A 24,972-nucleotide genomic window follows, 5' to 3' on the forward strand; every position below is an offset into this window, starting at 1 on the left:
TATCCTCCTATTATTAAAAGTTGATTTTATTAATTGGTGTGTTTAAATCAATGCTACCTATTTTTTCTATTATTGATATTAAAGACTCTTTCAACGGTTTAAGACTGTCAATACTATATCTTCCAGGCATGTAATGAATTAAAAATACAAGTGAATTCTCTTGATCTAAAGGTTCGTCATATATTTCAAAATGCAAACCAAATTTAGGCTCAGTATATTGTTGTTCAAGTAATTCAAGTCGTAAAGTTTCACCATTAATTTGTGTGGTAATATTATTAAGAGGATTGCCAGCATGCATTTGTATATAATATTCAACTAAATTATTAGCTGATGGATCTGCAAGTTCATTAAGTAAAAATGGAAAAGGGGTTTGAGAATATCTAATAGCTGACATAATAGCAGTTTGATTCTCACATAATAAGTTAAATAAAGATGTTTCAGGTTTAATAATAACCCTATTTAAAATGACATTAGTAAATAATCCAATTGTATTATGATATTTAGGATTTTCTCTACAGGATGTTGATGTAGCAATTAATATATTATTACCTGCTCCTAATTTATATAGAGTTAGCACAATCAAACTATAAATAACTTGAAATAATGATGTCTTTAACCTTAAAGATAAATCCATTAAAGAAGATTTAATGATATGATTAAAAGATAATTTTATTGGAATAACTTTATCAACCGGAGTAATATCTGCAGATAAAGTACATTTATCTAAACAATTAAGTAGTCCATTTTGCTCTGTTAAAGTGCCTAATTTTTGCTTCCAAAAATATAAACCCTCTTCCAAAATAGAGTTTCTATTATGAAACTCTTCAATGGCATACTCATAATATTGATAAGTTTGATATTCTTTATATTGTGTTTGATTATTTAAAGTGTTTTTATTTAACTTAGAAGTTAAGAGACTTATAAATTCATCAATAAATATTGATGCAGACCACTCATCAAATGCACTATGATAGATAAGAACAGAAAGATAGCAAATATTATTCTTAGTTTGTATATAACTTACTTTTATAGGGATTTCTTTAGTTAGATCAAAACTATTATATCCAGCTTTAATAACAAAATCTTTTGCATCCTTTTCATCCTTAGCCTCATATACATTAAACCACACTTGTTCATTTACATCTTTCATACTAATAACAAGTTGTTGTGCTTCAGTATTTTCATTATGGATAATAATAGTTCTTAAAGCAGTATGATGCTCTATTATATCTAAAAATATTTCCTTTAAAATATTGCTATCAATATTACCGAGTAATTTAAAAGCAAATGGAATGTTAAATATCTTATTTTTACCTAATTGAGCTTGTTCAAGATAGAATTTTTGTAATAGTGTAATTGGATATTTATTTTTCTTATATTCACTCTCAGTAGAAAATTCAGCTCTGCTTTCACTTGGTAAATAATCATTAGAAGTATCATCTGACTTATGAATTTCTGATATATAATAAGCAAGTTCATTAGGAGTTTGGTATGTAAAAATATCATTTATTTTTATGTCTAAACCATATTGAGTTTTTAGTTTACCTATAGCAAGAGTTGCTGTTAGGGAATGACCTCCTAAATCAAAGAAATTATCATCCTTATCAAGTTCTCTTTTAAGTACTTGACTATAAACATTAATAATAGAATGTAGTATAGTTTGATTAATATTTTCTTTATTATTTTCCATTTTTTCTTTTAATATACTGATGTGTTCTTGTGAGTTTTCTATATATAAACTATTTATAAAGTCTTGTAATAATAATCCAGTTATTAACGGATCAATTGTTTTATTGGTTGTCAACTCAAATCTAGTTATATTATTCTTCAAATTTCTACAATATGCCAATGTAATCATATAGTAAGAGTCTACTGGGGGAATATCTATAATTTCATGGGATACTCCTACTAGATTTATATGCTTAGCAGGATTATCAAACTCTGTTACTAGAATGTTAGGTAAATGATTACGATCACTATTAGTAATATTAATTATCTTTTCATACGGTAAGCTATTAATAACGCCATTAGTGATTTGTTCAATAATATCTTTACAAACTGAATTTACTTTTTTATATTCTCTATTCTCAATGCGAATAGGTAATACATTTGATGTGTTTCTTAATCTATTTAAAGAAACGACAGGGGACATATCTACGACTGGAATAAGAATATCTATAAATTCACTATGGGTTTTACTTAGTAGATAAGAACCAAAATTAGCCACCACAGTACTTAAACTTAAATCCTTAAAATAACTATTAAGTTGACTATTCGGTATATCTAGGACACACCGACTTACCTTATTTTCTTTGAAAAAGAAATTATTTATCTTAATTCCGTTATTGAAATTGGAAATAAATCTAAACTCTTTAGAAAAATCAAATGAGGTAAGTCCAGACTTAAATTTTTTACTCCAATATTCTTCCTTAATATAAGGATCACTATCTACGAGTAAGTTTTCCATCCCACCATTAGAAATTGGATAACCCACATCATTATTATTATATAAATTTGATAATTTTGATAAAATAATTGACCATGAGTTATTATCCATTAAGATATGATGCGAGTGTATACCTAAGAGACAACTATTATTTTTCATAGCTAAAACATAAAATCTTATAATTGGACCTGATTCAATATTTATTACTTGATTTAACTTTTCTATAAGAAAATCACATCCCTCTTTAATATTTTCGACCTGATGTAACTCCACTACTTCATGTTGTTTATATTTATTTAATTTTCTATTTAATACACCATCTTTATCTTCAATAAAAAAACAACTATTAAATGCAGAATCATCATCATAAAGTTTATATAAACATGACATTAGCTTTACAAGGCATAAATCTCCTTTTAGATTTAATGCAATCATAAATGGTCCAGCAGCAGATAAAGGATCTTGCTGATGTAGAAGCCAAACTCTTTGCTCATATTCCGTTGCTATACGTTGTAATTCATCATTTGAAGATATATACGCTGACTGAATTTCCTGCTGAGTTAATTCCATAAAAATCTTATATTTTTCATCACTTAATATAGAGCCTGAATTCTCAACATTTTTATCATCTGTAATATTCTTATCAGAATCTATTTTATGCGTAGAAATGTATCCATTTTTCATATTAAGAATTGTATTTCTAACCTCTTTTCTATCAAATTTCCCATTTGGAGTGAGTGGTAGTTCTGGCAGTTGATACCACTTTGTAGGAATACTTACTTCTGGTAAATATTTACGTAATTCTTGAGTATACAGAGATTGTAAAGATTTTTGATATGTTTTATCTGAAACATATGCCACAGCAAGTTCTGAATAACTTAATTCTTCATCAGGTAACTCTACAACAATACATTGGCTAATTGAGGGAATATCTAAAATATATTTTTCCACCTCTGCGGCACTAACTCGCACTCCTTTTATTTTAAGGTATCCTTCCTCTCGACCTTTAAAGATTATTACCCCATCAACCTCCTGAAAACCAATATCTTTAGAAATATAAACCCAATGTTCTAACTCCTTGCCAACTCTCTTATATCCTTCAAAATCTAATTCCCCATTCACAATATAACCATTAGAAAGATTAATTCCACTCATTGCTATATTTCCGACTTGAGTTGCAGAGCATTCATTATTTTTTTTATCTAAAATAATATAATTGTTTCCTACTAAAGGTTTTCCATAAGGGATACAACCATAATGTTCTAAATCATAATCAATATTTATTTCATGCCAAATACTCCAAATTGTTGTTTCTGTTGGACCTCCTAATGAATATAGTTTAATATTAGGATTAATGCTAATTAAATTACGTATAGTCTTAATTCTTATATAATCACCACCTTGGGCAAGTAAACGAATAGAGGTTAATTGTTGACTATTGGCTGCCATTAATAACATATCCGTAACAGCTGGAACAGATACCCAAATAGTGACTTTAAATTGCTCAATTAAGTTAGCCCACTCAAACGCATCTTTCACTTTATCCTTTTCAGGAAGGACCAGTGTTGCACCAACGCATAATGTACCAAAGATATCAAATAATGACATATCATGATAAAAAGGCGTAACACTCATAACACAATCTTTATGAGTTATCTTCCATTGTTTAATGCTAGCTTGTATCGTGTTATTAGTAGCGATATTATTTAGTGCAACACATTTAGGTATACCAGTCGTTCCTGAAGTATATAAATAATAAGAACTAGAATAATCTTTTAAATAATTCCAGCGCTTAGCATTTGCATAATTACTGATACTACATATTTCTTCACTATTTTCACTTAATATAATGCATTTTATTGATTTTAATTTAACTCTAATTATTTCTTCTATATGTTTATTATCACGGTTAATAACTATTGCTGTAGCTTTAGCATTTCTAAGTTGGAATAAAATCCGTTCAGGTGGAGCATTAGCATCTAATGGAAGCCAAATAATACCCGAAAAAATGCATGCCAGAGTATAGTAAATATGATCAAAAGATTTCGGTATACATAGTGCAACAACATCATTAGAAGTGATTGATTCTATATCTAAATTTTGTGCCGCCTGATAAACTTTCTGTCCCAATTTTTTATAGGTAACACTTTGATTATTATTGATTAATGCAATGCTATCTGATGCATTATCAAAAATATTATATATTATTCTTTCAATAAAAAATTTTTCTGACATAACTTTACCTCTTTCCGCTAAATTGTCACCCATTCCTTCACAGGGAGATTTTATAGTAAATAATTCTGTGGATAATTTCTTAAGATAAGAATTAATATCTTGAGCTAATGATATGATAAAACTTCTAGATAACGCATCCTCAGCGTAATCCAAACTTAAATGGATCCAATCACTATTAAGATGAACAAATCGGATATCTAAGGCAACTTGAGGCGTTTCTGTGATACCTTTCAAGTATTTAACTCCAGGTACACTTTCTAAAGGATCCCAGTTCAATCCATTCGTAAATACAACAGGAAAAGGTAATATAGTTTTTAATTGTGAGCTTAGTTGTTGAGCTACACTTATTCCATCAATATTATTTTCTAAACTTAAAATAATAGAATTTTGCAAATTTAATGCTTCTTCAAATAGCTTACTATTAGGTTCTTCTCTATACCTCAAAGGAATAAAAGAAGAGTTATTAGAACACGTCGACTTTATTGCACTATATGAAGTAGGAATAGCTATTACAAAATCATTATATCTAACATACTTATTTAAACATTTACAAACAGCCAAAGTGTAAATAGTATTTTCAAAAAAACCATTTTCTGCTGCCTGTTTAGATAACTGAGAAAATAATTCTTTCTTAATTGGAATTGTAAAGCTATTTCTCTTTGTAAATCTAAGCTGTTCTATATTATTTATCCAAGGTAGTGTAATTGGCTTCTGCAAACCTGAGAAGTTGTTCTCTAAATAAGATTGTGCTATTGATAATTCTCTATTTATAATTAAATCATTATTACTTAATGAAGGAGAAAACTCACCTTTAGATATATAAGAGAAAATCTCATTAATTATTCTTGAAATAACATACCCATCAACGATAATTCCATTAAAAGATAAAACGACCAAACAAGATGCTTTATCAACCTTTCCACTTTCAATTAGATTGACTACAATGACTCTCCATAATGAGTGTTCAATATCAAATACTTTAGAAATATATTCTTTAATATAGGAATTAGCTAGCCTCATAATACTTTCTTGATTTTCGATATAAGAATCTAGCACTACAATTCTATTAGTTTCATATTTTTTAGGACTTAAGGTTAAACAATCTTCTTTATTAATTACATAATTAAAAATTTTATAATGCGACAGTACATTCTTTATAGCTCCAATTACTACATCCTTACTATATTCGACATAGAAGCATCTAATATCTTGCATGTCTATACCACCTAATGGCATATAGCTAGAACGACCACTCATATATGCTCTTTGAAGATTATTCATATTCATCTTATTCAACCATTTATATTTTTAGCCATTAACTGTAAAATTATTTGCGCTGTTTGTAATGAAATTTTAGGATTCTTTTCATATAAAAACTTAGACAATTCATATACGGAACGTAAACGAAATAAATCAGCAATAGATACATTCGTAAATAAGAAATATTTATTGATCTCTATAATTAACTGAACTCCTAACAATGAGTTTCCACCAATTGAAAAGAAGTCTATATTTTTATCAGTTTTAGGATTTATTGTTTTTTTAAGTGTTTTACTCATCATTAGACTTATTACTTTAATAACATCAAAAAAAATAATTATTTCTTCATTCTGTGATTCAGAAATTCTTTTTAGCCATTCTAGCTGATATTTACTTAAGTAATCACTTTCTGTATAATTCGTAAATATAACTGACTCAATGATTAATATTTCATTAAAAACTAACTGTCCAAGAAAGTTATTTTCAATACTATTTCGTATATCTGTAAGAGAAACTATATTATTGTCCTTTCTAATGAGAAGAATAAGTCCATTTTTTTTATTATCATGATATACCATAATGACCTTTACTGGTTGAGGGAGCAATATTTGAATTAACGATTGTATCCTATCTATAGTAAAATAGTTCCCCGCAATTTTTACATCACCATTAGACTCTTGACTAATAGGTCTATCATATAACCCTAACTGTTCTTTTACCTTATATAAAGGTAATTGCCATGCGGTAGGATTATCAGCATAATAACTAATAAGTCTTACATAAATATCAGCTATAGGTTTTACAGCATTAGTTTCAATTAAATCAGTATTAATATCCCAATTAGAATAAAGATGATTATTCATTATTACTTGCTGAACATCTATAGCCACACCAGCACCTCTAGAAACACTAAAAATCGGTAATCCCAAACAATTCTTTATCTCACCACTAAAAAGGTCTCCGTAATCTATCAAATCGGTATATACTAATGGCGCAATCTCCCTTTTGTTAGAAATTTCACTTAATTTACGTAATAATTCTACTCCAGAGTATTGTTCATTAAGATATATATAATTATTATCTAATAAACATTGTGCGTTTTCTATAATAGATAAATTTGAATTAATATCTATCTCTTGAATTGAGAAATCTGAAATTGCATCTATATTTGATTTTATTTTGAAGTAAGGTAGACTTAGTCTAAATTTTGGATCAGGGGAAAACAGAGAAATGGAAAAACAGAAAATACTTTTGATTACTAGAGATAATGAGAGTTTATTAAGAATAGCGGTATTCTGTAACTTTCTATATATATTACAGTCTATATTCAGACATAAATTACTTAACTTACCTTTATTAGGGTTAATAAAATTCCAAGCCAATCCCGGAATATCAACATTAACAAGATGTTGATTATAATTAATAGAATTTAACTGTTTATCATTAATATTGTTGGATAATGATTTATTCTTCAGAGAAGAAAACTCGTTAGAATATAAACTTGATACATTTTTAATGAATAAATACAACATAGCCGGATTAATAGCAGCCATATTTGCTAGAAAACTAACGTTTATATTCTTATTTTCATTCTCAACAAACCTAATTTTTAAAAAACTAGAATCAAAAGTTTGATTATCTTCTGATCCTAAAAAATTTCCTCTGAGAATATCTTTACGGTGAAATTCAGACTCTTTATTTAATTTTAGGATATCAATAGATACAGATTTAGTGTCGTCTAATCTTTTTTCAAATAAGCCACTATCACTAATTTCCATTAGAAATATATCCATAGAATCCACAACTTCATCAATACATTTCTTAAACAACTCAACATTCAACGAAGAAGGTGAAAACTCAATATAAATAAATGAGTGATATCCGACATCTCTTTTATTAACCCAGGCAGCAAAGCCTAGATCTGATAGTTTATTCATTGTGCTCATTATTTAAATTCTAAATTAACAAAAATATAACACCTATACGATCATCTTTTTAATGATAACAATTATCATTCACTTTTACAAGTAATTAAACACAAGTTCTATTTGTACAGAATCAAGAATCAGTAAGTACACAGTAGGAAAGGTATGAGACTAAGAAGGCACTTAAAAGGAGGAATTGTTTGACGTTTAACCATAGTAAAAGAGTTGGTAAAAAAAGCGACTCTCTTACTATAGTTGTCCTATTTTTCACAAACTTCTTTTAGTACATGATAGATATCATTCCCAAGAAATTCTGGGGTAACGACATTGTTAAGAAGTTTGTTTACATAGCCTTTGGCTACAATTAGACTAAGTTTCAGATCGGCTAATTTTTCCTCAGAAATTTTATAGTTTTCCTTGAGACGCTCCATTTCCTTTTACATAATAGCTACATCAGCAAGTTCTGATGTAGCTTTAAGCCTGTGTGATTCAATCAATTCTTCTTTGCGAGAGCTGAGTAACATCATATCAGACGCCTCAATTTGCCGTTCTAGTTTCATTTTTCGTAAAATTCGGAAAATTTCTTTACCAACAGGTTTATTAGCAAGTTTCTCGGAGACTTTTCGAATAATTAGTTTCAACATTGCCATTTTCTGACAAAGAATTTTTATATCTATATTAAGTGTTCTTAAAATTGCTTCATCATATACGCCACGCTCAATGGCTTTCATTACCATATTATGTTCTTGAATCGTGGTAATATAGGTAAAACCTTCATCAGCAGCAAGTATACATAATGTTTCTGTTATACCTAAAACTTTTTGGATACCCTTAAAATGAATTCCAAAAACTCTATAAAATGAGTTTTTGGACTGTCCAAAAAGTATATACAAAGTTTTTGGACTAAAAACATTTTTTTGTTTATAGAAAAAGATCAAAAAAAATTTGACAATAGCTCTACATTTTCTTAGCCTAACTTCATTAGTTCGTTGTCGTTGACAACACTAAGCCCAGGAAGACCGCACTTTTAAGTCTTCGATTCATCATTGAGATGAATTAGTGCACAGTCCGAATGTCAGTTGCATCTTGAAATCTGACGCTCTTTGAGTAGATGTTCATTTCACATTTCATTTCTAACCCCGTAGGGAGTCTCATCCCTGCCGGGAGTGCTCCTTACAAATTAAACAAGGAGTATTCATGTCTCATTTAAATCAACAAGACTTCTCGCCGTCGGAAGACACATTTTTCTTTCCTGAAGATGCGCAAGATAAACGAAAAGTCAAATTCCAAGAATTGGGTGCAAAAGCGGCAACGATGTACTTAACTCTAAAGAAACAAGCTGCATTAGGAATCTTAGCATTCAAGGATGGGATTAAATCTTCCGTTCAGCATTACATAAATAGCGAAACAGAGGAAGCACTAAAGAAACAAGAAGAACGACTCAAAAAACGTTACGTTACATGGGTAGTATCTTCAAGTGTTACTAGTTTTATACTAGGTAATGTCTGTATGTTCTTCATACGTTAAGGTTATTTATGTTCCGGTCAGGGAAACACTTCCTGACCGGAGGACGTTTCCCTTTTATTTTATTTGAGAGGGAAAAATGAGAGTCTCAATTAACTTTTCAGCCTTATCTGATTTAGAGGGAAAAAAGGAAATTATCGAAAGCTTACAACAAAACGCGTTGCAAGCTTGGGAAAATAAGCCAGAGAATACTGAATCGGTAAGGATTCTTCAGGAAATTCCTACTAAATCTGGACGACACTTTAAATTTTATAGTGTTGTTTTACATCAAAGAGATCCGGACTGCTTAATTGTCCGTTAACCCCCATACGGGAATGCGTTCCGGTGGGCGTGTTCCCTTTAATTAATTTATATTTTTATTGGAGAACACTGCATGAACCTACTCACATCTCACTTTAATCACCAACTTATTGCTGCCGGATTTCCGGATAATTTGCATATCGAATGGTCGCTAGGATACTGTCAAGGCGATGGTGTTGCCTTTTATGGAGCGCTATCTTTTGACGACTTGGTGTTACTACATCAAAAACTCTATCCTAAAGCCAGACGACAACAACGTATGTTTACGCGGTTAGTGAAAGCAATTGAAGAATGGGACTACAATGAAGAGTTTGAAATTAGCCGGAATTCTTTCGGTTATCACTATTCTCATTGGAATACCATGACACTAACCATTTGTTCGGCAGATACACTACGTTTTTTTGACGAGGGTAAGAAAGATTGGTATTTCCCTGCTACAAACAAAGCGCGTTATACCGCACTTTGGGATAATTTCATTGGTGACTTAGAGACATATATTAAAACCGTCTCCTGCCAATTAGAAAAAGAAGGGTATTCCATTTTGGATGCAACACCATATGCATCTCAAGTGGCTTATCAATTTGAAACAGCCAATTACCAAGTCGAGTTGCTTACAAATCCTACCGATTTGAATTATTTTGATGACGAAGAAGGACAATGGCTATGCCAAGAAGTCCTAAGAGCAAATTTGCAATTTGCTGATTTATCTGTAGAAATCAAAGATAAAAAAACCGGTATCGTATTGGGCAGTGAAAGCTATGGTTATGTGACTTATCCAGAAAAAGATCACTCTTTTGCTGGAGTACGTTATGAGTTGATCCGAGAAGCAATTCGTGACGCTCGTTCACAATATGGACTGATTGCAAGACAAGCCACGTTAATGCAAAAACAACTTATTCATTGTTAATTTCACATTCATGCCAAAATTTGACCGCACTTTCGCAGTACGCTTTTGGCATTCTCATTTTCATCCCGACGGGAACAGTTTCCTGTTGGGGCTGTTCCCTTATTTTTCATAGGAGAACAGTCATGAAAAACCAAACTCCCCCAAAAGATTTATACCAACAAATTACAGACCAAATCATTGAAGCATTGGAACAAGGCGTGATGCCCTGGCAGAAACCTTGGGATAGTGGTTGGCCACAAATGGCTATTCCATGCAACGGTGAAAGCGGTCGTCAATATTCCGGAATCAACGTACTTCTGCTTTGGATGAGCGCCATTAGGAAAAACTTTACTCAACGCAAGTGGGTAACTTTCCAAGGGGCAAATCATCTCGGCGGACAAGTTCGCACCGGCGAAAAAAGTACGGTTATTATTTTCTATAAACAAAATATGTTTGAAGAAAAAGATGATAACGGAAACGTTGTACTTGATGAAAACGGTGATCCGAAAATGAAGTCATCGGTATTTATTCGTGGCCATCATGTGTTCAATATTGAACAATGTGATGGTCTAGAAAAATACTATGAAGAATTTCCTGAACCGGAAAAATCTTCAGAAATGCAACCTCGACCGGATTTAGATGTATTACCCAATAAAATGGGTATGCAACTTTATAACAAAGCACAAGATCGTGCCTGTTATATCCCGCGCAAGGATTGCATTGTGATGCCGGATTTCAAAAAATTCAATACATCTGACGATTACTACGCAACCTTGCTACACGAATGTGGTCACGCCACCGGGCATAAAGACCGATTAAATCGTGACGGTGTAGCTAAATTTGATAAATTTGGCTCTGAACAATATGCATTTGAAGAGTTAATTGCTGAACTCACCAGTGCATTTACTTGCGCTCACGTGAATGTTCGCAATGATATTTCACAAAATGCTGCATACATTGAACATTGGATTAAAGCATTAAAAGCGGATAAAAAAGCTATTTTTCGTGCATCTTCACAAGCACGAGAAGCAACTCAGTTTTTGTTGAATGCTCTTGAATCGGCCTTGCCGGAAAAAGAGAAATTAGCCGCTTAAATCCTAAATTCACTTATCGTGCCGGTAAATAAATTTGTCGGCACTCTCTTATAACACCCTTTGGGGAGTCTTCCTCAAAGTGGATGGCTCCCGTTATTTTAGGAGCTATCTATGGATTTTGAGAGTAAATTTACCGCACTTTTTAAATCGATTGCACCGCACTATAGACGTTCTGAAGTATTTTATGACTTTATTACAATTATCGGACTTGAGTTTTATCTCATTTTGTATGGAGTGCACGCAGACGAAACGTTAAAACAACGTTATCAAACCGCTGTGTCGCATTATACGGAAGAAGAAAAACAAGCTCTTGTTCGCTTGTCGGTTATTCTCGTTCAAGCCTTAGAGCATAAAACTTACGACTTCCTAGGCTCGGTCTTTATGGGATTGGAACTCGGAGATAGATATAAAGCACAACACTTCACGCCCAGTCATATCGCACATGCAATGGCTGCAATGACATTATCAGATTGTCACGCTTTAATTCAGCGACGTGGCTTTTTGACATTGCAAGAACCGACGTGCGGTTCAGGAGTAATGATTATCGAAGCGTATAATTATTTACGCAAAGAAAACATTAATCCGCAACAGCAAATGTGGGTACAAGCGAAAGATTTAGATTTTACCGCGGCACTGATGTGCTATATCCAAATGACTCTCTTACATATTCCAGGAGAAGTCATAATTGGAAATAGCCTAACAAATGAAGTTCACTTTCATTTATACACACCGGGTCATATATTGGGAAATTGGAACAAAAAATTAGAGGGTGTGGCTTCCTATACTGAAGCAGAATATCAAGTTATTAAACCTGGACCAGTAGAAGAAACCTCACTTGAGATAGATTGGGAAAATGAGCCAATGTTTTACTAACATAAATGCCTTTATCTAAACAGATAAGGGCATTTACATATTTAACAATGTACGCTGTGACGTAATGATGTCTTGAAGACGTAAGACATCTACCTCATTTTTAATTTTTCCACAATAAAATAGAGCTAAGCAGAAACCGTCTATAAAATCTCTTGATAAATCCTTCTCTGGGCCACTAAAAAACACCCAATCTATGGTTGAAAGAAGAGACAAATCGTCATGCAACATTGACGAAACTTCCTTACGATACCCGTCCAAGACCTGATTAATTATTTCACTTAGATCCTGATCTTCCATATCTTCAAATACCTATAAATAATTCCTAGAAATCATAACTTAAAAAAAACTACTAACGTCAGATGATATTCCCTAAAATTTCAAACATTTCCTCTGTTAATGAGTTTTCTTTAATGTACTCCAAACAACTACTTTTTATATTGTCCATATTACTCATATCTGAATCCTCAGCCACCACTAATAACCCAGATATTGGAAAGATATGCCACGTTGAAGCAAACTATTACTATCCAGGTGTATGGGAACGTTATTCTGACACAGAACTAATTTGCAACTATTGGAAGTTTTTAGATGATGAATACAGAGAAGAACTTGAGTCACAATTAAACTTAAACGAAGATGAGGGTAATGAAGCAGGAAATGACTATGGTGATTATGATAGCTACGATGAAATGAACAAAGAATAAGCCATGAAATATGATGGGGAGCAAGCTCCCCATTGTTTATCTCTAGCCGCTGCCTAGAATCCCATACTTGCTCATTATAAGCTGGCTTGGGTGCACTCTGCGGGTCTCTGCTATATTTTATGACCGAGGAGACATTTACCCTGTCAATTAAACTCTTTAAACAAAAAATTTAATGTCGCAATCTTAAATAATAGAGCTATTAATGTCAACACATTGTTTAATCATTAAAATCAAATGCTAACAATTAATTCTTAATTATGACAGGCTTTATTGGGCTAAAGAGAGTCATTGCAGAAATTAATTTCACTTGTTTACAATGCTCTTTTATCACCTTAGCTGCACTTTCAAACGTAGAACCGGAGGATGAGATGTCATCAACTAACAGTACATGCTTAGTATCAGGTGGCAGTTTTACATGATCTCCGTTAAATATACTTAAATGGCATCTATGTTTTGGTGCAATCTCTTTTACAGAGAGACCATTGGTGCAATTTCGTAATGCCGTTCTTATAGCTTGCTTTGATGATTGTGGGATAGTTTGATCATCTTTTATATCTTCAAGAAGTTTTTGAGGTGATTTTTTTTTAAGAAAATCATCTATAACAGGTATGTTAAACTTTTCGTGCAAAATTGAAGCCAACCGCCTACCTATATCATGTTTTGATGGTATGAGAATAATGGCATCAAATGCTACACATTCAAATACATAATTATCTATGCATTGCTCTGCATAGCTATAAAGTAGCTCTATAGTTTCCTGATCTGTTGTTAACCCATCAGCTTTTTTCATGGCATATAACATGGGACAATTATCACCCACAGGTCTTATTTTGTGGTTTCTACGTTCTTTAAATCGCTTAACTATTGAAAAAATAGTTATATCGTTTAATTGATATTTGAATATTTCTGTCTTTTTACAAGAAAAATCAATATATACCTTACTATTTTTGATTATAAATTTCATTTTTTCTTCTTTTTAGTGTAGTTAGCTTCATTTTAATAAAAAAATTAAAAAGGACAAAGGGCTGATTAAAGGGGTAAGGGTAACTGTTTCCAAAGGAAACAGGCCTACCCGAAAAGGCCCTAAAGGCAGAAATGGCTAAAAAGGTCAAAAAAGCATAAACTGTTTTATTATCAAAAACAGTTTATGCTTTTTTTCCTGATAAAGACTGATACAGTTTTAGCAATATATTTTTTGTAGCAGATTCAATATGAAAATGAAATTTTGGCCATTCAAACGTAAAAAACAACAAGATACTGTAACATTAATCAATGACGACGGCTGGATAACTCCAATGCCCGCTAACACTTTATTGGATACCCCCCTTCGACAAAAACTGCTATCAATACTGTGGCAAAAAGTATCAATGTCACAAGATTTATTTAACAAACTATATCGACAACCAATCGAACGATATGCTGAACTAGTACAAAACTTACCCGCATCTGAAAGCCATCATCATGCACACTTAGGAGGTATGCTTGATCATGGACTGGAGGTCATATCATTTGCTGCAAAATTAAGACAGAGTTATTTATTACCTCCTGGTGCTCCTCCGGAAGAACAATCAAAACAAGCGGAGGCTTGGACTGCGGCCATACTTTATGGCGCGCTGTTGCATGACATTGGTAAAATTGCCGTTGATTTAGAAATTGAAACTAAGAATGGACAACCATGGTTTGCTTGGGACAATAAAAATTTGTTTGAACTGGGGCAGAATTATCGATTTAAGTATATCAAAAATCGAGATTACCACCTGCACCCAACCATGGGAGGATTATTAGCTCAACATTTATTGCCTAAATTTGCATTAAATTGGCTGGCTCAATATCCAGATGTTTTTGCATCTTTAATGTATTTTGCTAGCGGCCATTATGATCAGGCCGGTATCTTAGGAGAAATAATTCAACGTGCAGATCAGGCTAGCGTGGCAAACAATTTAGGTGGTGATATTAATAAACTGCACGACCGTCCGCAAACATCATTACCGAAGCAAATTCTCATTGCGTTACGACATTTACTAACACAAGACCTGAAACTTAATACTCCCGGCGCAGACGGTTGGTTAACTCAAGATGCCTTATGGCTTGTTAGTAAAAATGTCACAGACAAAATTCGCGCATATCTGATGCAGCAAGGCATAAGCGTTGCATCTCAAAATAGTCGATTATTTGATGAAATGCAGTCCCACAGATTAATAGAACCAACGCCTGATGATCGAGCTGTTTGGCGTTGTAAAGTAGCGACGGATACATGGGTTCCTAATACAGAATTCACTCTACTAAAAATTTCACCTAGTCTAGTCTGGGAAAATTTTGATCAACGCCCTGAAATGTTTAATGGCACAGTAATTCCATTAAGTGATAAAAACGAATCAGAAACGGAAAATATGTTAAGTGAGGTTATAGAACAGACTAATGTAGTTTTAGAAGTTACTGAAGATTCGTTACCTGTCGAAGAAAAAAATAAAAATGATGAAGATGATTATGCATTTACCTTAGACCTACTATCTATAGGACAAGATGTGCAGAATTCCCAAGCTACTCCACAAGCACAAGAGATACAAATGGAAACTACATCACATAGAATTGCAAAAGAAAAGGATGAGAGCTTAGAATCCGCACATCATAATCTATATAAAGATGATGACATCCCTCAAAATAAAAGGGACAGTAACTTTGAAGTAGGCAAAATTACAGCAAATAACTTAATTTCCTGGATACGTGATTCTTTGGCTACCAATAAATTAGAACTAAATTCGAGCAACGCCAAAATACATATGGTAAAAGGTAATGTTTTTTTAGCCTCTCCGGCCATATTTCAGCAATTTGTTCTTGAACAACTGGGACAGAAGGATAAAACTGTGTGGAAGGCTTTACAGAACGAATTTCAACGCTTAAAACTACACAAGAAACAGCCAGGGAAAAATGGTGACACCGGATTAAATATTTGGACATGTAATGTCGCCGGTCCACGTAAAAAATCAGAGATTAAAGGTTATTTAATAGAAGACACTTCACTCTTCTTCTCCGATGGTAAGGTACCATTGGACAATATGTATCTTACGTTAAAGGAGAATCAAAATGAAGAATTGCAAAGTAGCCAAAGCACTTAATAAAAGTAATGTTACCTTTAAATCATTACTCGAACGATTTTTCTTTGAAAAATGCCATAGAGCGGAGACTCAAAAAGGATATCTAAAAGTTGTCAATCAGTTATTAAAATTTAGCGGAGATATCCTGCCGGATAATTTATCACGTGAAGAAGTTATTCTTTGGAGAAAGCTAAGACTAGGTTCAGGATTAATAAAACCTATTACTTGGAATAATAATGTTACTCATTTACATGCATTATATAGTTTTGGGTTGGAATCTAACTTACTAAACCGGAAAGACAATCCTTTTTCGCATGTAAAGGTGACGTCCGGACAAAATAAGCGAAAAACCTTTCTAGACTTGCAGCTAGAGAAATTAGATCACTTTCTGGTAAATCCTATTGAACGTAATGATATTCCCCAATACCTACAGCCATGGTGGTTTACTCAAGCATTAATTTTTACATTGAGATATACCGCAATAAGACGAGGACAGCTATTAAAACTAACATTAGGTGACATAGATATGAAAAATAGGGTTATCTGTGTACGATCGGAAATAAATAAAAACCATTCATATTATGAAGTGCCTATCAATCGACGATTATATCACGCTCTGGACAAATTACTGTTTGAACACTTCAGACTAGGTTCCCCAAATGACCAACAATTATTCAACATAAACTTATTTTCACAAGTTACACGTTGTCATCATGGTGCAATGAGCCAAGATCAGTTGTCCCATTTTTTCAGAATACTATCTCAATACTTGCACTTTACCTTATCACCACATCGTTTTCGACATACCGCAGCAACTCGGCTAATGAAAAATCCTGATAATGTTTACATAGTACAAAAGCTATTAGGACATAAAAATATATCAGTCACACTAACCTATATTCAACATAATGTTGATATGCTAAGAGATTGTGTAGAGATGCTATAAATTATAATAGTGCCTTCGGACACTATTTTTTTTCGTGAGAGGCTTTACATCTACAGTTTTTTTGTTATACTCTGCAACAAGTAAGGATATGTTAGCAATTAACATATTGGTGTATTGTTGTAATATACCTTCTTCTTTCTTTAATTCTGCTAAAATGCAGTCTTGTGGATGATGTTGTATATGCACAAGGGATTTAAAATCCCTCGCCTTTCGAGGCGTGCCAGTTCAAGTCTGGCTTCGGGCACCATTTCAAAATCATACCAGTGGGTCGTTAGCTCAGTCGGTAGAGCAGCGGACTTTTAATCCGTTGGTCGAAGGTTCGAATCCTTCACGACCCACCACTTTAAATCAGCACCTTAAGGGGTGTTTTTTTATGCCTAAAATTTAGGAGAAAGACTTCCTACTCTCTTTTTCTAAAAACACATAAAAAATAACCGCACTTTCGTACGGTTACTTATCCATATTCATTTTAAATGGTTAGCCGTGATAACGTCCTACGCCTAATTCATCTTCTTTACGAGTACGGTTCATCACTTCTTGTGGTGATTGTGCAATACGTAATCCCATTTGCTCTTCAGTACGCACGACATCGCCACGCAGAGAGTTAGTATAAACATCCGTAATTTTGATATCGACAAACTTACCAATCATATCTGGTGAGCCTTGGAAATTCACAATACGATTGTTTTCAGTACGTCCTGTTAATTCCATAATATCTTTCTTAGACGGCCCTTCTACCAATACACGTTGCTCTGTGCCAAGCATACGACGGCTATATTGTGCCGCTTGTTGGTTGATACGCTCTTGTAAAAGATAGAGACGTTGTTTTTTCTCTTCTTCAGTAACATCATCTGGCATATCAGCTGCAGGTGTGCCTGGGCGCGCGGAATAGATAAAGCTGAAGCTCATATCAAAGTTAACTTGCGCGATGAGATTCATTGTTTGTTCAAACTCTTCATTGGTTTCACCCGGGAAGCCAACAATGAAATCTGAGCTGATTTGAATATTTGGACGCACCGCACGTAATTTACGAATGATTGATTTGTATTCTAACGCGGTATGACCACGTTTCATCATCGTTAAAATACGGTCTGAACCAGCTTGTACTGGTAAGTGTACGAAGTCTACCAACTCAGGCGTATCACGATACACATCAATAATATCATCTGTAAATTCGATGGGGTGGCTGGTAGTAAAACGTAAACGGTCGATACCGTCAATAGATGCCACTAAACGTAATAATTCCGCAAATGTACAGATACCACCATCAAATGTCGGGCCGCGATATGCGTTTACGTTTTGGCCTAATAAATTAATTTCACGTACACCTTGCTCTGCCAACTGCGCAATTTCAAATAACACATCATCAACAGGACGGCTCACTTCTTCACCACGGGTATAAGGCACCACACAATAAGTACAATATTTATTACAGCCTTCCATAATAGACACAAACGCGGTTGGACCTTCTGCTCGAGGCTCTGGTAAGCGGTCAAATTTCTCAATTTCTGGGAAACTCACATCCACCACCGAACTTTTACCGCCACGAATTTGGTTAATCATTTCTGGTAAGCGATGTAAAGTTTGCGGACCAAATACGATATCCACATAAGGTGCTCGATGACGAATATGCTCACCTTCTTGTGAAGCCACACAACCGCCCACACCAATCACTAAGTTTGGATTTTGTTTTTTTAATTCTTTCCAACGACCTAACTGATGGAACACTTTTTCTTGTGCCTTTTCACGGATAGAACAGGTGTTAAGAAGTAACACATCTGCTTCTTCTGGAATATCTGTCAATTCCAAACCATGTGTATTTAAGAGAAGATCGGCCATTTTTGATGAATCGTATTCATTCATCTGACAGCCCCATGTTTTAATATGTAATTTTTGCGTCATATTGCTTAAAAAATAAAGATTAGTAAAAAGATAAAATCGGTCGGCTATTGTACAGATTTGTGGGAATTCTGGCTAGTGTAAAATGGACTTTTACCCATTTCGGTATAGAAAAAGTGCGGTTAAAATCACCTGAATTTTAACCGCACTTTGTTTAGTATCCGTCTTCCTCCATATTCGGTAGGAATGTTTTTTGTTTGATTCGTTTTACTCTCGTTTCAATTCGCCCATCTGGATGTAGTTCAATTTCACGCCAGCCTGGTTGTAATGTATCTAACGCAAAATGATTGCTATCAGGCTTAAATTGAATACAAGTCGCGGGTGTTGCCATGGTTTGATAACCTTGCCAATAGCTATCAACCTGCTGATGAATATGCCCGTATAAGATCCCTTTTACATTGTTGAATTGAGCAAGAACGGTTGAAAAATCATGCGCATTACGCAAATTATGCTGATCAAGCCATGCTGAATTCGTTGGCAATAGGTGGTGGTGTAAGACGACTAAGCTATGACGCGCTGGATTTTCCGCTAATTTTGTTTTTAACCAATCTAACTGATAAGCGCTCAATTCACCATGAGGCACACCGGATACTTGGCTATCTAACAAAATCACTTGCCAATGTTTGCCTAGAAGTAAATGTTTTGACGCATTAATAGGCGATTGGCTTAAATGCTCGACCATTTTGGGTTGAAAATCATGGTTACCCGGAAGCCAAAATACTGACTTATTTAACGGTTTAACCATTTCAACAAATCGCAGATAGCCTTCGTCGCTACTATCTTGTACCAAATCCCCTGTTGCAAGCACGACATCGTACTCAAAAGACTCCAACTGAATTTCTTTTAACACCTGAGAAAAACTTTCGTGCGTGTTGATACCTAATAAGTCTTTGCTTGTATCTTTAAACAAATGAGGATCGGTAATTTGTAATAATTTAACAACTTCACTCGCGGGTTCGTATTCAAATGTATTGCTCATGAGACTCCTATTGCCAGCGTTGCTGCAATTGGGCGTAATTTAATTGAAGCCATTGCAAGCCCATTACTGCAATGCCATTATCAATTTTGCCATCACACATCCATTGATAGGCTTGCTCACGTTTCACCACATGAACACGGATGTCTTCATTTTCTTCAGCTAAACCATGAAGTCCCTTGGCTTGCGAGCTATCTACTCGTCCGACAAACAAATGAATACGTTCGACGACACCGCCCGGGCTATCCCACACGCTTAAACAATGTGTGAGATCTTGAACGGATACGCCTGCTTCCTCTTCACTTTCACGCAAAGCGACTTCTTCAGGTTGTTCACCCTCTTCTACCATCCCGGCGATCAATTCTAATAACCAAGGGGAACGAGCTGCTTCAGGCTGATATGCACCAATACGTACTTGCTCAACTAAAACCACTGCATCTTCTTCCGGATCGTAAGCAATCACTGCAGAAGCAGCACCTTTGACCAACAACTCCCTTGTCACGACACCACTTTCTCCACCGGCAAAAAGCTTATGTTTAAACTGTACTTTCTTAAGTGTAAAAAAACCTTTATAAACAGTTTCTTCATTAAGAACTTCTATATCATGCTGACTAAACTGTTGAATTTCTGACATCATTACTCTCCTAGTATCGAGGTCGCATAATACTCCCATAAAAAAATAAAAAAAACTGAACCCTCTATTTTTTTGTTGAAACTTTGAAGCCGGTCACAAAAAAAGAAAACCTATGATGATTTCTTATTCATCATAGGTTTACATTAAGAATCTATCTGAATTAACAAACGCGGCTGGTTATTTCCCCATCTGCCACCTTCGTTTTAATCGTATCGCCCGTTTTGACTTGTTTCACACTCACAATAGCATGTCCTTTGGCATCTTCTGCGATGGAATATCCTCGAGCCAATACTTTTAATGGACTTAATCCATCTAACTTACCACACAATGTCGCCAATTTATTTTGACGTTCCGTGACTTGACGATTCGCCCCTAAATTTAACCGCACTTGTAACTGAGCTAAATATTGGGATTGTTTTTGCAATCGATAAAGCAACGGATTTTGTTTTAAGCGAGCTGAAAGTGCGGTCAATTTTTGTTGCGTTTTATCCACTTGGCGCTGCATTGCCAAAACTAAACGATGATGTAATTGTTCTGTTCTGGCTTTCTGCATCAATAATTGATTTTGTGGATGTTGATTTTGCAGACGTAAACGTAACTGTTGTAAACGTTGTTGTTGATGACTAAAAATACGATCTAACGCCATCTCCAAACGCTGTTGTTTATAGGCTAACTGTTGAAGTAATTCCTGCTGATTGCGACTCACTAACTCTGCCGCTGCAGACGGTGTCGGCGCTCGTAAATCAGCTACAAAATCTGCAATGGTAACATCCGTTTCGTGACCGACTGCACTGATAATCGGTAAATTAGAACGGAAAATAGCACGCGCCACTTCTTCTTCATTAAAGCACCAAAGATCTTCTAAGGAACCACCACCTCGACCGACGATCAATACATCCACTTCTTGACGAGCATTGGCGAGTTCAATCATTTGGACGATTTCAGTCGTTGCTTCTTTTCCTTGCACTGCCGTTGGGTAAATCACAACCTTTAAACTCGGATCGCGGCGAGCCAAAATATGCAGAATATCCTGCAACGCTGCGCCAGTCGAAGAGGTAACAATCCCCACCGCTTTAGCAAAGTCCGGCAAGCTTTTCTTCAAGTTTTGTGCAAACACCCCTTCAGCCGCCAATTTCATTTTTAGCGCTTCAAATTGCTGTTGCAATAATCCTTCGCCAGCAGGATGCATGGATTCAATAATCAGCTGATAATCACCGCGAGGTTCATATAAACTGACATTCGCCCGCACCAAGACCTGCATACCATTTTGCGGACGAAATCCCACCCGCAAATTTTTCATGCGGAACATCGCACCGCGAACTTGGGCATTTTCATCTTTCAGCGTTAAATACCAATGCCCCGACACAGGTTGGGTGAAATTAGAAATCTCCCCTGTAAGCCAAATCTGTGAAAAATTCCCTTCCAACATTTGGCGAGCGGCGCTGTTAAGCTGGGAAACGGAGTAAATGTTTTCAGACATTATTCAATCAACACCCAACCGTCATCTAGCCAGTTACAAATCGAATCAAGTAATAATTCCATTGTACTTTCAGGATCTTCCGTATCATTCACTAAATTATTTAAGAATGCCCAATCTAGCGCTTCACCATCAGAAAGGCGTTTCAACACTTCCGCTTCAATAACATTCACTTCATCCAACCATTCGCCATTCGCATAAATGCGGAGCGGATTTTCGGTGTAAAGTAATTTGCAGTTATTGTCCTGCATTAACACACCTTGTTCCTCTTCTAAAATTGACCGCACTTCGTCAGGATCGGACATTTCATCGGATACTAACATTTCATAGCGACGTGAACTCACTGTGCCTGCTACCGCTTGTTTGAACAAGGCATCAAAGGCTTCTGACTCTGCCAATTTCGCTAAGAATTGCTTTTTCATTGCTTGGATATTTTCATCTGCCAACTTGCCCGTGCTCTGCTCTGATTGCGTTAAGCGTAACGGTAATTGGAATTCGCTTAAATTCAATTCAGGATCCTGATGACAAAACGCTTTATTCACGTTATCAAAAATGTCAGCTAAATTCGGGTAACGCAAGCCAAAAGAAAAAGTCAAACAATCATCTTCTGCCACACCATAATGCGACATACGAGCCGGAATATAAAGAATATCACCTGGGTTCATCACTTCATCAATCACCAATTCACCCATATCGTCAAAAATACGAATCGGCTGATTCGGTTTAAATTCAGTGGAAGAATCACACCATTTGCCTAACTGCCAACGACGATGACCATAGCCTTGTACCAAGAATACATCATATTCATCATAATGCTTACCAACGGAACCACCTTTAGGTGCATAGGACACCATAATATCGTCGCGTTGCCATTGTGGGATAAAGCCAAACTTATTCCAAAGCTGACCGAGTTCTGTACTCCATTGTTCTAAATTTTGGACGAGCACCGACCATTTCTCGGGTACATCTGCAAAATCTTCTTCAGATAACGGACTAAAAAACACTTTCCAATTATCATCTGAAAAGGTTTTCACTAAACGTGCAGTCACATCTTCGCCTTGTGCTAATTCGATAATATCCTCAGGCTCGAATTGGCCAACAATTTCAGGCAAACCATTACGAATAATCAATGGTTTTTTCTGCCAATAATCACGCAGGAAAATTTCAGGGGTAATGCCATCAGGCAGACAATATTGGTTGGAAAGTGCGGTCATTTTTTTTACTCCTTTTCCTGTTTTTCTTGTTGGGCTTTTTCTTGTGCAGCTTTGGCTTGTTCTGCTGCTCGTTTACGACGAATTTCTTTAGGATCCGCTAATAATGGACGGTAAATCTCAATACGATCGCCATCTTTTAATTGATCCGTTAATTTTGCAGGACGGGAATAAATCCCCACTTTATTTTCACGTAAATCGATCTCGGTAAACTGTTGCAAAATGCCTGATTGTAAAATAGCCGTTTGGATCATCGTGCCTTCATCCACTTTGAAGGACTTCAAATAATAACGATCCGGCAAGGCATAGGCGATTTCAATATTAATTTGGTTCATGTCTTATTCTGTCTTGATGAGTTTTCCGTTATTATAGCGGAAAAGTGCGGTCAATATTAACGATAAAATCAGGAGTTCATCATGAATTGGGTATTTTTTGCTATCGGTTCAGCCTTTTTCGCTGGGCTTACCGCTATTTTAGGAAAATTAGGGGTTGAAGGCATTAACAGCAATCTCGCGACCTTTATCCGTACAATTGTGGTTTTACTGGTCACAGCTGGCATCATTAGTGCCCGCAATGAATGGCAACTGCCACAACATATCGCCGCAAAACCACTCACCTTTTTAATTCTTTCTGGTGTTGCTACGGGCCTATCTTGGCTTTGTTATTATCGTGCGTTACAAATGGCGCCCGCCTCTTGGGTTACGCCCATTGATAAACTCAGTGTGGTCATTGCCATTATTTTAGGCGTAGTTTTGTTAGGAGAACCCTTAAGCATGAAATTAGTCATAGGAAGTCTATTAATTCTCTCGGGCGTTTTAGTCTTAGCCTTATAGATTGAGAAATTAGCCCTTTTTCGCTACAATACGCCACTATTTTTATTCAAGCAGAAAACTATGTCTGAAATTAAACTCATCGTGGGGCTGGGAAACCCTGGCGATAAATATGCGGAAACTCGCCACAATGCAGGTGAATGGCTGATTGAGCGTTTAGCTCGTCGCTTTAATGTTTCGCTTAATGCAGAAAATAAATTCTTCGGTTATGTAGGAAAAACACTAATTAATGGCAAAGAAGTGCGTTTTTTAGTGCCGACGACGTTTATGAATTTAAGCGGAAAAGCCGTAGGTGCACTTGCTAATTTTTATCGCATCAAACCAGAAGAAATTTTAGTGCTACACGATGAATTAGATTTACCGCCGGGCACCGTAAAATTAAAACAAGGTGGCGGACATGGCGGTCACAATGGTTTAAAAGATATCGTGGCACAGCTTGGTAACAGCAACAATTTCTATCGTTTACGCATTGGCATTGGCCATCCTGGACACCGTGATTTAGTTTCAGGTTTTGTGCTTAACAAACCTGCGCCTGCAGAAAGAGAAGCACTCGATAAAGCGTTAGACGAAGCCACCGATTGCATTGAATTGCTTTTCAAAGAAGGCATGGTGAAAGCCACCAATCGCTTAAACAGTTTTAAAATTTAACTCAAAAGT

General features: G+C 35.1%; 22 protein-coding genes and 1 tRNA gene. 11 read left to right on the forward strand and 12 right to left on the reverse strand.

From position 1 onward, the window contains the following. Positions 1-13: 13 nt before the first annotated feature. The 4 genes from AC979_RS08770 to AC979_RS08780 form a co-directional block, all read right to left on the reverse strand. Positions 14-5,938: an AMP-binding protein gene (locus AC979_RS08770; protein ID WP_049373870.1), complete on the reverse strand. Its 5,925-nt coding sequence runs from the start codon at positions 5,936-5,938 to the stop codon at positions 14-16. Positions 5,939-5,973: 35 nt separating this feature from the next. Continuing rightward, on the reverse strand, positions 5,974-7,878 hold the full coding sequence (locus AC979_RS08775) for a phosphopantetheine-binding protein (protein ID WP_161797285.1): 1,905 nt from the start codon (positions 7,876-7,878) through the stop codon (positions 5,974-5,976). A 248-nt stretch (positions 7,879-8,126) separates the two neighbouring features. After that, the gene (locus AC979_RS10590; protein ID WP_239657835.1) at positions 8,127-8,297 is read right to left on the reverse strand and encodes a hypothetical protein; all 171 of its coding nucleotides are present in this window, start codon (positions 8,295-8,297) and stop codon (positions 8,127-8,129) included. 6 nt (positions 8,298-8,303) lie between these two features. After that, positions 8,304-8,804 (reverse strand): plasmid partitioning protein RepB C-terminal domain-containing protein, encoded by a 501-nt coding sequence (locus AC979_RS08780; protein ID WP_239657836.1) that lies wholly within the window; start codon positions 8,802-8,804, stop codon positions 8,304-8,306. A gap of 259 nt (positions 8,805-9,063) precedes the next feature. On the opposite strand from AC979_RS08780, the gene AC979_RS08785 reads away from it, so the two are divergent. The 5 genes from AC979_RS08785 (at position 9,064) to AC979_RS08805 (ending at position 12,543) form a co-directional block, all read left to right on the forward strand. Further along, positions 9,064-9,393, forward strand: a complete 330-nt coding sequence (locus tag AC979_RS08785) for a hypothetical protein (RefSeq protein ID WP_049373872.1) — start codon at positions 9,064-9,066, stop codon at positions 9,391-9,393. Between the two features lie 76 nt (positions 9,394-9,469). Continuing rightward, the gene (locus tag AC979_RS08790; RefSeq protein ID WP_049373873.1) at positions 9,470-9,691 is read left to right on the forward strand and encodes a hypothetical protein; all 222 of its coding nucleotides are present in this window, start codon (positions 9,470-9,472) and stop codon (positions 9,689-9,691) included. A gap of 72 nt (positions 9,692-9,763) precedes the next feature. Beyond that, on the forward strand, positions 9,764-10,597 hold the full coding sequence (locus AC979_RS08795) for a hypothetical protein (protein ID WP_049373874.1): 834 nt from the start codon (positions 9,764-9,766) through the stop codon (positions 10,595-10,597). A 122-nt stretch (positions 10,598-10,719) separates the two neighbouring features. Beyond that, positions 10,720-11,670: an ArdC family protein gene (locus AC979_RS08800; protein WP_049373875.1), complete on the forward strand. Its 951-nt coding sequence runs from the start codon at positions 10,720-10,722 to the stop codon at positions 11,668-11,670. Positions 11,671-11,781: 111 nt separating this feature from the next. Then, positions 11,782-12,543, forward strand: a complete 762-nt coding sequence (locus AC979_RS08805) for an N-6 DNA methylase (RefSeq protein WP_049373876.1) — start codon at positions 11,782-11,784, stop codon at positions 12,541-12,543. 33 nt (positions 12,544-12,576) lie between these two features. On the opposite strand, the gene AC979_RS08810 is transcribed toward AC979_RS08805, so the two are convergent. Next, positions 12,577-12,840, reverse strand: a complete 264-nt coding sequence (locus AC979_RS08810; RefSeq protein ID WP_049373877.1) for a hypothetical protein — start codon at positions 12,838-12,840, stop codon at positions 12,577-12,579. Positions 12,841-12,953: 113 nt separating this feature from the next. Between AC979_RS08810 and AC979_RS08815 the strand changes: the two genes are divergently transcribed. Beyond that, positions 12,954-13,247 carry a hypothetical protein gene (locus AC979_RS08815; protein WP_049373878.1) on the forward strand — a complete coding sequence of 98 codons (294 nt, stop codon included), beginning with the start codon at positions 12,954-12,956 and terminating at the stop codon, positions 13,245-13,247. A gap of 244 nt (positions 13,248-13,491) precedes the next feature. Here AC979_RS08815 and AC979_RS08820 read toward each other — a convergent pair whose 3' ends face one another. Beyond that, complete coding sequence (locus AC979_RS08820; RefSeq protein ID WP_049373879.1) at positions 13,492-14,211, reverse strand: phosphoribosyltransferase; 720 nt, start codon at positions 14,209-14,211, stop codon at positions 13,492-13,494. 253 nt (positions 14,212-14,464) lie between these two features. Between AC979_RS08820 and mobH the strand changes: the two genes are divergently transcribed. The 3 genes from mobH (at position 14,465) to AC979_RS08835 (ending at position 17,629) form a co-directional block, all read left to right on the forward strand. Next, the gene (gene mobH, locus AC979_RS08825) at positions 14,465-16,363 is read left to right on the forward strand and encodes a MobH family relaxase (RefSeq protein WP_065420569.1); all 1,899 of its coding nucleotides are present in this window, start codon (positions 14,465-14,467) and stop codon (positions 16,361-16,363) included. Next, on the forward strand, positions 16,332-17,288 hold the full coding sequence (locus AC979_RS08830) for a tyrosine-type recombinase/integrase (protein WP_065420565.1): 957 nt from the start codon (positions 16,332-16,334) through the stop codon (positions 17,286-17,288). The genes mobH and AC979_RS08830 overlap by 32 nt, the downstream gene beginning before the upstream one ends. A 265-nt stretch (positions 17,289-17,553) precedes the next feature. Next, a tRNA-Lys gene (locus AC979_RS08835) sits at positions 17,554-17,629 on the forward strand. Positions 17,630-17,765: 136 nt separating this feature from the next. Here AC979_RS08835 and miaB read toward each other — a convergent pair. The 6 genes from miaB to AC979_RS08865 all read right to left on the reverse strand — a co-directional run bounded on the left by miaB (position 17,766) and on the right by AC979_RS08865 (position 23,820). Continuing rightward, complete coding sequence (gene miaB / locus AC979_RS08840) at positions 17,766-19,190, reverse strand: tRNA (N6-isopentenyl adenosine(37)-C2)-methylthiotransferase MiaB (protein ID WP_049373881.1); 1,425 nt, start codon at positions 19,188-19,190, stop codon at positions 17,766-17,768. Positions 19,191-19,341: 151 nt separating this feature from the next. After that, positions 19,342-20,166 (reverse strand): 3',5'-cyclic-AMP phosphodiesterase, encoded by an 825-nt coding sequence (gene cpdA / locus AC979_RS08845; RefSeq protein WP_049373882.1) that lies wholly within the window; start codon positions 20,164-20,166, stop codon positions 19,342-19,344. 7 nt (positions 20,167-20,173) lie between these two features. Next, on the reverse strand, positions 20,174-20,797 hold the full coding sequence (gene nudF / locus AC979_RS08850) for an ADP-ribose diphosphatase (RefSeq protein WP_049373883.1): 624 nt from the start codon (positions 20,795-20,797) through the stop codon (positions 20,174-20,176). A gap of 160 nt (positions 20,798-20,957) precedes the next feature. After that, the gene (xseA, locus tag AC979_RS08855) at positions 20,958-22,277 is read right to left on the reverse strand and encodes an exodeoxyribonuclease VII large subunit (RefSeq protein ID WP_049373884.1); all 1,320 of its coding nucleotides are present in this window, start codon (positions 22,275-22,277) and stop codon (positions 20,958-20,960) included. Next, positions 22,277-23,488: a cupin domain-containing protein gene (locus AC979_RS08860; protein WP_049373885.1), complete on the reverse strand. Its 1,212-nt coding sequence runs from the start codon at positions 23,486-23,488 to the stop codon at positions 22,277-22,279. Before AC979_RS08860 ends, xseA begins: the two co-directional genes overlap by 1 nt. Positions 23,489-23,493: 5 nt before the next feature. Beyond that, on the reverse strand, positions 23,494-23,820 hold the full coding sequence (locus tag AC979_RS08865; protein WP_005696455.1) for an RnfH family protein: 327 nt from the start codon (positions 23,818-23,820) through the stop codon (positions 23,494-23,496). Between the two features lie 81 nt (positions 23,821-23,901). Here AC979_RS08865 and AC979_RS08870 point away from each other — a divergent pair, with 81 nt between their 5' ends. Then, complete coding sequence (locus AC979_RS08870) at positions 23,902-24,318, forward strand: EamA family transporter (protein ID WP_049373886.1); 417 nt, start codon at positions 23,902-23,904, stop codon at positions 24,316-24,318. A gap of 60 nt (positions 24,319-24,378) precedes the next feature. Then, entirely contained in the window at positions 24,379-24,963 is a 585-nt protein-coding gene (pth, locus tag AC979_RS08875) for an aminoacyl-tRNA hydrolase (RefSeq protein ID WP_014065080.1), read from the forward strand. The last annotated feature ends 9 nt before the right edge of the window (positions 24,964-24,972 follow it).

Origin of the sequence: Parahaemophilus parainfluenzae, assembly GCF_001053575.1 — a bacterium.
GTDB classification, from domain to species: Bacteria; Pseudomonadota; Gammaproteobacteria; order Enterobacterales; family Pasteurellaceae; genus Haemophilus_D; species Haemophilus_D parainfluenzae_S.

Bases quoted from the DNA above. Each gene is read 5' to 3' on its own strand.
- AC979_RS08770 (WP_049373870.1), bottom strand. From the start codon at position 5,938: ATGAGTGGTCGTTCTAGCTATATGCCATTAGGTGGTATAGACATGCAA.
- AC979_RS08775 (WP_161797285.1), bottom strand. From the start codon at position 7,878: ATGAATAAACTATCAGATCTAGGCTTTGCTGCCTGGGTTAATAAAAGA.
- AC979_RS10590 (WP_239657835.1), bottom strand. From the start codon at position 8,297: ATGGAGCGTCTCAAGGAAAACTATAAAATTTCTGAGGAAAAATTAGCC.
- AC979_RS08785 (WP_049373872.1), top strand. From the start codon at position 9,064: ATGTCTCATTTAAATCAACAAGACTTCTCGCCGTCGGAAGACACATTT.
- AC979_RS08790 (WP_049373873.1), top strand. From the start codon at position 9,470: ATGAGAGTCTCAATTAACTTTTCAGCCTTATCTGATTTAGAGGGAAAA.
- AC979_RS08795 (WP_049373874.1), top strand. From the start codon at position 9,764: ATGAACCTACTCACATCTCACTTTAATCACCAACTTATTGCTGCCGGA.
- AC979_RS08800 (WP_049373875.1), top strand. From the start codon at position 10,720: ATGAAAAACCAAACTCCCCCAAAAGATTTATACCAACAAATTACAGAC.
- AC979_RS08805 (WP_049373876.1), top strand. From the start codon at position 11,782: ATGGATTTTGAGAGTAAATTTACCGCACTTTTTAAATCGATTGCACCG.
- AC979_RS08810 (WP_049373877.1), bottom strand. From the start codon at position 12,840: ATGGAAGATCAGGATCTAAGTGAAATAATTAATCAGGTCTTGGACGGG.
- AC979_RS08815 (WP_049373878.1), top strand. From the start codon at position 12,954: ATGTACTCCAAACAACTACTTTTTATATTGTCCATATTACTCATATCT.
- AC979_RS08820 (WP_049373879.1), bottom strand. From the start codon at position 14,211: ATGAAATTTATAATCAAAAATAGTAAGGTATATATTGATTTTTCTTGT.
- mobH (WP_065420569.1), top strand. From the start codon at position 14,465: ATGAAATTTTGGCCATTCAAACGTAAAAAACAACAAGATACTGTAACA.
- AC979_RS08830 (WP_065420565.1), top strand. From the start codon at position 16,332: ATGAAGAATTGCAAAGTAGCCAAAGCACTTAATAAAAGTAATGTTACC.
- miaB (WP_049373881.1), bottom strand. From the start codon at position 19,190: ATGACGCAAAAATTACATATTAAAACATGGGGCTGTCAGATGAATGAA.
- cpdA (WP_049373882.1), bottom strand. From the start codon at position 20,166: ATGAGCAATACATTTGAATACGAACCCGCGAGTGAAGTTGTTAAATTA.
- nudF (WP_049373883.1), bottom strand. From the start codon at position 20,797: ATGTCAGAAATTCAACAGTTTAGTCAGCATGATATAGAAGTTCTTAAT.
- xseA (WP_049373884.1), bottom strand. From the start codon at position 22,277: ATGTCTGAAAACATTTACTCCGTTTCCCAGCTTAACAGCGCCGCTCGC.
- AC979_RS08860 (WP_049373885.1), bottom strand. From the start codon at position 23,488: ATGACCGCACTTTCCAACCAATATTGTCTGCCTGATGGCATTACCCCT.
- AC979_RS08865 (WP_005696455.1), bottom strand. From the start codon at position 23,820: ATGAACCAAATTAATATTGAAATCGCCTATGCCTTGCCGGATCGTTAT.
- AC979_RS08870 (WP_049373886.1), top strand. From the start codon at position 23,902: ATGAATTGGGTATTTTTTGCTATCGGTTCAGCCTTTTTCGCTGGGCTT.
- pth (WP_014065080.1), top strand. From the start codon at position 24,379: ATGTCTGAAATTAAACTCATCGTGGGGCTGGGAAACCCTGGCGATAAA.